This is a genomic window from Bacillus sp. 220_BSPC (assembly GCF_001054655.1).
GTDB classification, from domain to species: domain Bacteria; phylum Bacillota; class Bacilli; order Bacillales; family DSM-1321; genus Peribacillus; species Peribacillus frigoritolerans.
Map to the genome: position 1 here is coordinate 1 of NZ_JVPL01000113.1, position 9,419 is coordinate 9,419.

Sequence of the window (9,419 nt, forward strand, 5' to 3'; positions counted from 1 at the left end):
GTCAATGCTTTCTTCACATTCATCTCCATGATGAAGCTGCTTCCCAATCCGTTTCCGCATACTACCATGATTTTCATTCCGCTTCCTCCTTCGAATATTTATGAACGTACTCCATAAGGACCGATTTATCTGAAGTGCTTAAGATTTCTTCTATATTGGCCGGCTCATTCAATAATTGAGTGAGCTGGATCAATGCCCGCAGATGCGAATCGTTATCTACGGCCGCCAAAATGATAATCAGGCGGACCGGTTTATCCGGCGCAAAGTCCACGGCCTCATCCAATTTCAGCAAACTCATGGATAAAGACCTGACCCCCTGCTCCGGACGTGCATGGGGAATCGCCACTCCAGGCGTTATCACTACATATGGTCCATTCGTTTCTATGGCCTCGATCATGGCATCCACATATCGTTCTTCGACGGTACCTAAGTCCACGAGAGGCTTGGCCGCGACTTGAATGGCTTCTTTCCAATCGGAAACTTGCTGCTGTAATTGGATCGTTTGCATATTGAGCAGTTCTTCTAACACGGGCTTCTCTGCCTCCTTTAAAGAAAATTGGGTTATTTTTGGTGTATGGGTATACACATTCGACTTCAAAGCCTTTTCAAGCTGATCCTGTTCATGGATGGTTGCATACTTGGAAATGATCTTTAATAAAGCTGCAACATCCACACTTTCCGTCGTATATCCATACAATTCCTGCATGACCTGCTGGCGCAATGTATGTTTGTCCTGCATTTCCAAAATCGGCGGTACAACGAATAATGCCGCTTTTGTTCTCATATGCACCGTCGAGAAAACAAGATCGTACGACAGCGGGTATTCAGCCGCATTTCTAACGGACAAAACATCCAGGAACAAAATATCAGGAAATAATTCCCTCAATGTATAAATGAGGATATTGCTGATGCCGATACCATTCGGGCATACGACAATCGCCCGTTTTCGATCATCCAATGTTGTTCCTTGCCTGCGCAGCCAGCCGCCAAAATAGATCGTGAAATAGGCCACTTCTTCTTCCGATACTGGACAGCCAACCTCTTTCTCCAATACCCACAGGGATTTTTTTGTCAAATGATGCAGTTCGGGATATACCTTCTGCACCCGTCCCGTCATCGGATTCATTTGCGGGAGGCCATACCGCAGGCGATAATATGCCGGTTTAAAATGAACGTATAATTGCTGGCATAGCTGCTCTTTGTCTTTCAGGTGAACAAATGCAAGCCTCTCGAACTCTTCCACGATTTCCTGCAAAAGGTGTTGAATGACTTCATCATCCTTAAGAGGGGAAATATCCTTCGTTCGATTCATGCTCAATAAATGTAAGGCTGCGTATAAGTTTTCCGTTTCGCTCCATACTGATTGAAACGCATTCGTCCTGGTCATCTCCTCAACCAGTTTGTATTCCTCCGTCGCAACAAACGGCGCCCAGCTCTGGTCGGCCTGTAACTCTTCCCCTTTTCCTATGAGCTGATCTGTACATAGAAATAAATAGCTCAGTTCATGAAGCCGTTCATCCGTAAAGGTGATGCCCAATTTACGTTCGGCCCTTTCAAGCTGTAACCGGATCGAGCTGATTTGCTTTTCATGATTTCCCCATATGCACTCCATGATCCAATCACTATTGGGACTGTTCAGTACATCATGCACGAGGCGTTCAATGATATATCTCTTTGTTCGGCTTTCCCCAATCACCACATAGCCATCTTGTTTGGAATACTGGATCTTGAGCGATATGTCCCTGTTTTTCTCTTTAAGTCTTTTTAAATCCTTTAGCACCGTATTTCGCGAAACCCCGGTGATCGTCTGGAAATGATAGACGGACAATTCTTCTTGGCTTAACAGGATCATGAGGTAAAAAACCTTTTCCCTATCTGTCTCTGAAAATATATAATTGCGTTTTGTCAGTTTTACATTCAATTCTTCATCCCTGATTGTTTCAGAAAAGGAGTAGCCCATTTCACGATTATATTGAATCGGTTGATATCCATGAAATTGGAGCCAGTCATTCGCTTTGCTCAATCCATATTGAATCTGCCTTCTCGTCAAACCTGTTTGGGCTTCAAGTTCTTTCATTTTTGAAATGGGCGAATGCTGTAATAGTTTTAGTAAATTGGCGCTTCTTTCATCTAAAAACATTCTCAATCCCTCTCCCTGCTTCTACGATATCTCACTTCTTATTAAAAATGTAGCGTTTCTCAGTCCGAATGTTGTCATAGGTACTGCACAATAATATACTCTTTAAACATTTGTGCACAATACTGCATCCTTGCTAGGTCAATTACCATTCTGCCTTGTAGAAAAGCGAATGAATTAAAAGTGCATTATGCAGTATTAAAATGAAATTGCACACACTCTTTAAAACAAACAAAAAAAGTGGTTAAAGTTTTGAGATTAAACGTCCACCACTTTTTTATAACTATTAAGAAATATGCCAACAGGACCTGCTTATAAATCACAAGTAATGTTCCAGATTACTATTTTACTTAGCTCTTTTTTGATAACTCACACTTGTTTTTCCTACTTGTATTTTACGTGCCTTGTCTTTAAAGAATTTCACAGTTCTTTTGTTGTATAAGTACTTACCAGATGTGCATTGAGCATCATTCAAAGAGTAATATATATTTGGAACAGCGCCAACAACAACACTTGCAGCTGCTAAAGCTGAACTGTAAGGAGCTTTCGTAATAGTAGATAGATATGCTGCAAATGCTGAAACACCTATTTTAGGTACAGCTGAACTTCCATAATACGTCCCCAGACTTTTATACTTGCATGCATTAGCTGAGGCTATGCTTCACGAGAAGATTAATCTGAGTAAAGAGGGATATGTCAAAAAAGGAATATTCCATCTTCAGCACATCAACAGTTATCACAAGCGATTGAAAGACTGGATGCGACGGTTTCAAGGTGTGGCCACAAAGTATCTGGACAACTATCTTTATTGGTTCAACTTTCTTCAACAGAGTAAAAAGATGGCGACTAAGGAACGAGTAAATCAAATGCTATTAAGTGCGTGTAAGAAAACGAATTTGATCCCGGTTAAATTTTTACGAGAAGTATAAAAAACAGCCACATTCATAAGAAAGTGGCCGACTTGTTATTGGACTAAAGCCCCCGTCAATAAACTAATATAAGTCAATTGGTTTAGCTTTGAATTTATTCCACTCATTAACGGCATAGTATTTTGCAAATTCCTTTTTAGGAAAGAAAGGGATCAACCTATTTCCATCATCATCCTGTGCTGTTGCCCAACCATAGTCATTTAAACCCCAGACTTCCTCATAATCAGCAACCTTTTAAATAAAATATTCGAAACGGGGCAGGTTAGTATAAGAAGGTGTTTTTCAACACCCCCGATAGTTTACAATTATCAACAACCTCTGTTAACTTATCTAAAAACTTTGATTATGTGTAAAAATTATACATTGACATCGTACAAAGTATGGAGATTATTTCAAGTAAAATAAAAATGCCATTTGATATTTTAACTCATTTATTCATTGAGTTCATTAACTGGAAGAAGTATTCAGGTTTATGAGTCTTATTTAGGTTATACCAAGAATGTAATGTATCTGGTGCAAATACATCTAATTTTTTCAGAACTTCCATCGCAAATTCCAGAGGAGCTATTCCTGATGCAGTAACTAAATTCGCATCAGATACCGCAGATTCCACCTCATAGAACTTTTCTCCTTTATAGTTAGGACATATCATTTTAGTGTATTCTAAATTATTACTTGTATGCTTTCTAGTATCTAAGTATCCCATATTCGCAAGGGCCTCAGTTGCACCACAAATTGCAGCAACAATAGTGCCAAGCTTTAAAGCTTGGCCAATTCTTTCCAAGATAGGTTGATGAATTTCTTCATTCCAAGTAGTCCCTCCTGGTAAAATTAAAAGATCTTTACTCTCAAGAGTACATTCATCAAGGGAAATATCTGGTTTTATGCTCAGTCCTCCCATAGTAGTAATCATTTCTTTATTAGCTCCTACTGTAATTACTTTTAAAGGTACTAAATCTTTTTTGAAATATCTTCCTGAGTTTAGTTCAGCAATTAAATATCCATATTCCCAGTCCGACATTGTATTAAATACATATAGAAAAACTTTTTTTGTTTGCATCCAATAACACTCCAATCATAAATTTTATAGTTTATTTTTTTACACATCAAAAGCAATCTCACCTAAAGGAACATACGTTCCTTCAGGGATAATTGTATACCATATTTAACCAAAAGTCTATTTCCTATTCAACTAACCTGCTCCGTTTGTTCAATAAGATACTTTAATCTAACTGTACCAAAAAATGGATATAAATCACCCTTTTTTATAAAGCAACAATCTTTACGAAAACAGCCAAAATTAAAAAGGTTTCGGAATGAGAACATTCCGAAACCTTTTTGTATACAAACTGGGAAGGACATAATGTCCCCTCCCTTATTCAACTTGGATAAAGACACAATCTAGATCTGCTTGCTGAAGTCGCGCTGCGCTCCCCTATAGCTCCCGATGATATTTTGATAACCAGGAAGCTGGCTGGAAAGTAAAGCACCAAAACCTTCGACGTCGTTGCGCCAATCACGTTGTAATTCGCATGCTACGCTAAACCAGTTCATAAGCTGCACACCGCCATGGGCCATACGCGCTAATGCTGCATCAGCTACTTGTTTGCTGACTGTTCCAGACGCATCAGTGACAGCAAATACTTCATAACCGGCGTTCAAAGCGGATAGTGCCGGGAAAGCGACGCAGACATCTGTAACCACGCCCGCGATGATTAGTTGTTTTTTTCCAGTTTCTTCGATTGCTTTAACAAAATCTTCATTATCCCATGCGTTAATTTGTCCAGGCCGGGCTATTTTTGGTGCGTGAGGAAAAAGTTCTTCCAATTCTTGCATGAGCGGTCCGTTTGGTCCGTTTTCAAAGCTTGTCGTCAAAATGACTGGTAAATCAAAAAACTTTGCTGTGTTGGCAAGGGCCATGACATTGTTCTTGAATTCATCAACACCATAATCACGCACTAGCCCGGAAATAAGACCGGTTTGATGATCCACCAGAAGAACGGCAGCATCATCCTTGGAAAGACGGGAATAGAGATCAGACATTTTTAAAGTCCTCCTTTTATTAAAAGCTATCGAAGAAAGTTCATATGTAGGGAAATCCCCCAACTCCTCCGTTGGTTCCAATCAGTTTATGACTTAACTGAATGTTGTTCTAAGTTTATCTATAAACTTATAGCCTGTCAATCATATATATACTAAGAATCATTGATTATTGATTAATCTATAGCTGGAGTGTAATCGATCCAATGAATGAATTGTTGTAAATAACGTTCAAGATAACGTTTTGTTTGATCGTCGGTAAGCACTTTCCGATCAGAATCAATCTTTTTATGTACTTGCGAAATCAGCATTTTTTGAAATGGAAGGACATGTACTTGCATGGCTTCCAGTACTTGCCTGATTTGCATTTGAGCAAATGCAGTACCCATTCCACCTGGAGTAGCTCCAATCAGGCCAACTGGTTTTTGGGTAAGAACGGCGGACTCCCGAGGTCTTGATGCCCAGTCCAATGCATTTTTTAATACGCCTGGCATTCCAGAATTGTACTCTGGACTTACGATAATGATACCGTCGACGTCCTGGATGGCGGATTTAAATGATGCCACTGTTTCTGGAACCCCACTTATTTCTAGGTCTTCGTTAAACAACGGAAGATCATTAATTTCGATCCAGCGAAATTGATACGAATCAACCATATCCGTCAATGATTGAGCGATGATTCGATTATAAGAATTTTCCCGTAAACTGCCGCAAATAAGGCCGATGGTTCTGGTCATGTACTTCCCTCCCTGTTTTGAAATCATATCCTATAGTACCATAATATACCAAATGTAAAAAGTGACGTTATTCCTAATTACACGCTTGTATGTACTAAATTTGGCTTAACTTAATATTGGGTTAAAAGAACTTCATATCTTACCCCAAAGTTATATTGGCCCCTTCCATTTTCTGAATATTTCCAACATACTATAACCTATAAGGCGTTGGGAGGAGTACAGAAATGGATGAAAAGAAAGTTACATGGTTAGAGCTCTTTTATGATTTGTTATTTGTGGCGGCCGTTGCAGGCGCAACTCATGTTTTACTGCATGTTGAAGATGGATATATCCATCCAGAGTATTTATTAAAGTTCGTGCTGATTTTTATCCCTATCTGGTGGGCTTGGGTAGGGCAAACCATATTTATTAACCGGTTTGGGAAGGATGTATTTCATCAACGGCTATTTTTGATATTGCAAATGTTTTTTGTCCTGATCATGACCTCAAGCTTATCTGCTGATTTTGATCCTTATTACCTTTCTTTTTTAATTGGTTATATTGGTTTAAGAGCCGTTACTGCTATCCAATATCTCGTTGTACAGCGGATAGAAGAGGGATTTCGAAAAAAGGCAGCACTCTTTTTGGGAAGGTATTTTTGGATTGGAATCGCCATTTCATTATTCTCCGTCCTTTTTGATTCTTGGCTTCGGTATGCTGTGTTGTATTTGGGCATCCTGGTCGATATCATTGTCCCGATCCTTGGAAGAAAGTGCTTAGAAAAGGTTCCTACAAATACGGCCCACCTGTTGGAGCGCTTTGGCCTATTTACCATCATTCTCTTTGGGGAAGCTCTTGTCAGCACGCTTGCGGTCATTCAACCTAAACAAGGAAATTGGGATTCGATAGCCTTTTCCATCATTTCATTTGCCCTTATAATAGCCATGTGGTGGCAATATTTCGATAATATGGACAAGAAAGTCGACAAGTCTGTACAATCTTCCGGCCAAATCATCATTTACGGTCATCTGTTTATTTTAATGTCTATAAGCATGATTGCAGCAGCCATCAGGTTATTGTTTTTACATGAGGTCCATTATTCATTTATCCTCTATTTTGTTTTTGGTTCCGTATTGCTCTATTTCATGTCAGCCACGTTTGTTTTCCACCAATATAGACATAAGCACCAGCGGTTGCAAATATATCATTTAGGGTTATTTTTAGGGATTTTAGCCGTCTTTTTTATTTTTAATTTGTTTGTCGGGGTACCGAATATTGTGATAATAGCCGAATTAACTCTGTTCTTTATCATCTATGCTAAATTAACGACTACATAATAAAGGAATCAAAGAACCAGTATCATACGATCATACTGGTTTCTTTATATGGAAGTTGGAATTTTTTGCATTTGACACACAATTGGTTTATTCATAAACTGATTGGAACAAAGAAAGTATGAGGTGACATTCATGCATCCCTCCACATCTAATAATGAGGAAAGACTAGGTTTAATGTTATGGTTCCGGATCACACGGATATATAACCAGAGTATCCGGGAATCCAATCAACATTTAAAGAAATGGAATCTATCGGCAGCCCAATTCGATATCTTGGTTCAAGTGGGTTCCCATGAACGATTGTCTCAGCAAGAACTGGCAAACAAGCTTTTTGTGACGAAAGGCAATATCACTCAACTATTAAGGAAAATGGAAGATTTGGGATTGATTAAACGGGAGCAGGAATGGAAGACAAAATACTTGTCATTGACTGAGCAAGGTAAAGAGTTCTTTCATGAAGTCGTTCCAAAACAAGAGCATTTTCAGGCGTCACAGTTTGCCAACTTGAATGAGACGGAAAAACAGCAGCTTTTGGATTTACTAAGTAAAGTTCAAAAATAAGAAAAACAGATCACCCGTTTGAAAGGTGATCTGTTTTTTTATTTTTGTTACTTCGGTTTTTTCATGAACAATGAAAGCACCACATTCACGATGGCGAAAATCAAACTAATTTTAAATACAAGTGATGAACCAGAGGCAGCAGCTGCCGGTAAATCATTTGCCACATCATTCAAGTAGCCATTTTGCTTCGCAGAGAATAGAGACACCATGACCGTTATCCCAATTGCCCCTGATACTTGTTGAGATGTTTGCGTAATCGCAATGCCATCCGGATAGAATTGTTTTGGCAATGCATTCAATGTATTCGTTTGTACGGAAGCAAGTACCATGCCAATCTTTGAATGTAAGTACTTTTTTACCCCTCAAAATAACGAATTCACAATTTAGACAAACTTTTAATTTAATTTTTCTATTTGATTGCCATTTGACATTTTGTATACATACGTATACATTTAACATAAGAGAGAAAAATGTATACGTATGTATACACAGAAAGAGGTTGTTTACATGAGAAATGAAAAATCCAAAAAAGATGGACATCACAGAGGAAAAGACCATGCTGCACACCATCGTGGCCCAAAAACGTTTCGCCGCGGAAGAGCCATCGCTTTTTTAGACATGATGAACCTTAAACGTTCAACCATTAAGGAACAGTTAGATCAACCAGAATTTCAATCCATTCAGCAAATCTTAGTCGGTGAATTAAAAGCGATTGATATGTTAATCAACGAATTCATTCAATTATTTGAAATACAAGAAAATGAAGAAGCAGCCGAAAAGGGCAATGAAGAAAAGGAAACTTCCAATGAGAAAGGAATGGAAATGAATGAAACAAATTAACAGTTATATCGATTCATTATTTTATACTAAAGATGATCTTTTGGAAGAAGTCATTGCGTCCATACTAGAAAACGGAATGCCGTCCATTTCGGTATCTCCCTCATCTGGCAAACTTCTTACCATGCTTATATCCATTTCAGGAGCTAAAAATGTGTTGGAAATAGGCGCTCTTGGAGGCTATAGCGGGATTTGCCTTGCCAGAGGATTCGGCAGCGAAGGTAAATTAACCTCCCTTGAATTAAAGGAGGAATACGCAAAATTGGCTTATCGCAATCTAACCAAAGCTGGCTTTGGCGATCAAGTATCCTATATGACCGGAGAAGCCCTGCAAAGCCTTGAAAAACTCGCTCGTGATAACAAGAAATTTGATTTCTTCTTTATAGATGCTGATAAGGACAATTATGAAAATTACCTGCAATATTGCATTAAACTGGCAGAGCCGGGTGCTTTAATCGTCATGGATAACGTACTTGCAAGGGGCAGTGTCGCTGATCCGGATGCTGAACCTAAACGTCACACTGCCTTTATGAAGTCATTCAATGAAACGGTGGCCAAACATCCTCAACTGGAATCCATGCTAATCCCAATCGGTGATGGACTGACCCTTTCAAAAGTAATCGATCAAACTCACGAGTAAATAATGCGAATTCACGAGTAAACCGCCCAAACTCACGAGTAAATTGCTCAAATTCACGAGTAAACTGCCCAAACTCGGTAAATTGCTCAAACTCACGAGTAAACTGCCCCAACTCACGAGTAAACCGCCCAAACTCACGAGTAAACTGCCCAAACTCACGAGTAAACTGCTCAAATTCACGAGTAAACTGCTGAAATACACGAGAAATGTGCGAATTCACGG

9 protein-coding genes and 3 pseudogenes are annotated in these 9,419 nt (G+C 39.1%); 5 read left to right on the forward strand and 7 right to left on the reverse strand.

Annotation, left to right across the window (positions count from 1 at the left end):
• A pseudogene (locus tag ADA55_RS28345) lies at positions 1–77 on the reverse strand (PTS lactose transporter subunit IIB); the annotation flags it as partial.
• Complete coding sequence (locus tag ADA55_RS07575) at positions 74–2,140, reverse strand: BglG family transcription antiterminator (RefSeq protein ID WP_048681490.1); 2,067 nt, start codon at positions 2,138–2,140, stop codon at positions 74–76. The pseudogene ADA55_RS28345 and the gene ADA55_RS07575, both read right to left, overlap by 4 nt.
• Positions 2,141–2,790: 650 nt before the next feature.
• On the opposite strand from ADA55_RS07575, the pseudogene ADA55_RS07580 reads away from it, so the two are divergent.
• Positions 2,791–3,066, forward strand: a pseudogene (locus ADA55_RS07580) (IS1595 family transposase); the annotation flags it as partial.
• 63 nt (positions 3,067–3,129) lie between these two features.
• Here ADA55_RS07580 and ADA55_RS31350 read toward each other — a convergent pair.
• From ADA55_RS31350 to ADA55_RS07595, 4 genes and pseudogenes are all read right to left on the reverse strand, one after another.
• Positions 3,130–3,288: pseudogene (locus ADA55_RS31350) on the reverse strand (DUF2750 domain-containing protein); the annotation flags it as partial.
• Between the two features lie 205 nt (positions 3,289–3,493).
• Positions 3,494–4,126 (reverse strand): type 1 glutamine amidotransferase family protein, encoded by a 633-nt coding sequence (locus ADA55_RS07585; RefSeq protein WP_048681496.1) that lies wholly within the window; start codon positions 4,124–4,126, stop codon positions 3,494–3,496.
• A gap of 341 nt (positions 4,127–4,467) precedes the next feature.
• Positions 4,468–5,109: an isochorismate family cysteine hydrolase YcaC gene (gene ycaC, locus ADA55_RS07590; RefSeq protein WP_048681500.1), complete on the reverse strand. Its 642-nt coding sequence runs from the start codon at positions 5,107–5,109 to the stop codon at positions 4,468–4,470.
• Between the two features lie 173 nt (positions 5,110–5,282).
• Entirely contained in the window at positions 5,283–5,843 is a 561-nt protein-coding gene (locus ADA55_RS07595; protein WP_048681503.1) for an NADPH-dependent FMN reductase, read from the reverse strand.
• 224 nt (positions 5,844–6,067) lie between these two features.
• On the opposite strand from ADA55_RS07595, the gene ADA55_RS07600 reads away from it, so the two are divergent.
• Positions 6,068–7,159 carry a low temperature requirement protein A gene (locus ADA55_RS07600; protein WP_048681506.1) on the forward strand — a complete coding sequence of 364 codons (1,092 nt, stop codon included), beginning with the start codon at positions 6,068–6,070 and terminating at the stop codon, positions 7,157–7,159.
• Between the two features lie 132 nt (positions 7,160–7,291).
• Positions 7,292–7,720 carry a MarR family winged helix-turn-helix transcriptional regulator gene (locus ADA55_RS07605; RefSeq protein ID WP_048681510.1) on the forward strand — a complete coding sequence of 143 codons (429 nt, stop codon included), beginning with the start codon at positions 7,292–7,294 and terminating at the stop codon, positions 7,718–7,720.
• A 47-nt stretch (positions 7,721–7,767) separates the two neighbouring features.
• On the opposite strand, the gene ADA55_RS07610 is transcribed toward ADA55_RS07605, so the two are convergent.
• The gene (locus ADA55_RS07610) at positions 7,768–8,049 is read right to left on the reverse strand and encodes a hypothetical protein (protein ID WP_048681514.1); all 282 of its coding nucleotides are present in this window, start codon (positions 8,047–8,049) and stop codon (positions 7,768–7,770) included.
• A gap of 178 nt (positions 8,050–8,227) precedes the next feature.
• Here ADA55_RS07610 and ADA55_RS07615 point away from each other — a divergent pair, with 178 nt between their 5' ends.
• Both ADA55_RS07615 and ADA55_RS07620 read left to right on the forward strand, forming a co-directional pair.
• Positions 8,228–8,560: a hypothetical protein gene (locus tag ADA55_RS07615; RefSeq protein WP_048681517.1), complete on the forward strand. Its 333-nt coding sequence runs from the start codon at positions 8,228–8,230 to the stop codon at positions 8,558–8,560.
• Positions 8,547–9,197, forward strand: a complete 651-nt coding sequence (locus ADA55_RS07620) for an O-methyltransferase (protein ID WP_048681520.1) — start codon at positions 8,547–8,549, stop codon at positions 9,195–9,197. The genes ADA55_RS07615 and ADA55_RS07620 overlap by 14 nt, the downstream gene beginning before the upstream one ends.
• Positions 9,198–9,419: the final 222 nt, after the last annotated feature.

What these genes read in the sequence shown, in the direction of transcription:
- ADA55_RS07595 (WP_048681503.1), bottom strand. Translation starts at nt 5,843, where the DNA reads ATGACCAGAACCATCGGCCTTATTTGCGGCAGTTTACGGGAAAATTCT.
- ADA55_RS07615 (WP_048681517.1), top strand. Translation starts at nt 8,228, where the DNA reads ATGAGAAATGAAAAATCCAAAAAAGATGGACATCACAGAGGAAAAGAC.
- ADA55_RS07600 (WP_048681506.1), top strand. Translation starts at nt 6,068, where the DNA reads ATGGATGAAAAGAAAGTTACATGGTTAGAGCTCTTTTATGATTTGTTA.
- ADA55_RS07610 (WP_048681514.1), bottom strand. Translation starts at nt 8,049, where the DNA reads ATGGTACTTGCTTCCGTACAAACGAATACATTGAATGCATTGCCAAAA.
- ADA55_RS07620 (WP_048681520.1), top strand. Translation starts at nt 8,547, where the DNA reads ATGAAACAAATTAACAGTTATATCGATTCATTATTTTATACTAAAGAT.
- ADA55_RS07585 (WP_048681496.1), bottom strand. Translation starts at nt 4,126, where the DNA reads ATGCAAACAAAAAAAGTTTTTCTATATGTATTTAATACAATGTCGGAC.
- ADA55_RS07605 (WP_048681510.1), top strand. Translation starts at nt 7,292, where the DNA reads ATGCATCCCTCCACATCTAATAATGAGGAAAGACTAGGTTTAATGTTA.
- ycaC (WP_048681500.1), bottom strand. Translation starts at nt 5,109, where the DNA reads ATGTCTGATCTCTATTCCCGTCTTTCCAAGGATGATGCTGCCGTTCTT.
- ADA55_RS07575 (WP_048681490.1), bottom strand. Translation starts at nt 2,140, where the DNA reads ATGTTTTTAGATGAAAGAAGCGCCAATTTACTAAAACTATTACAGCAT.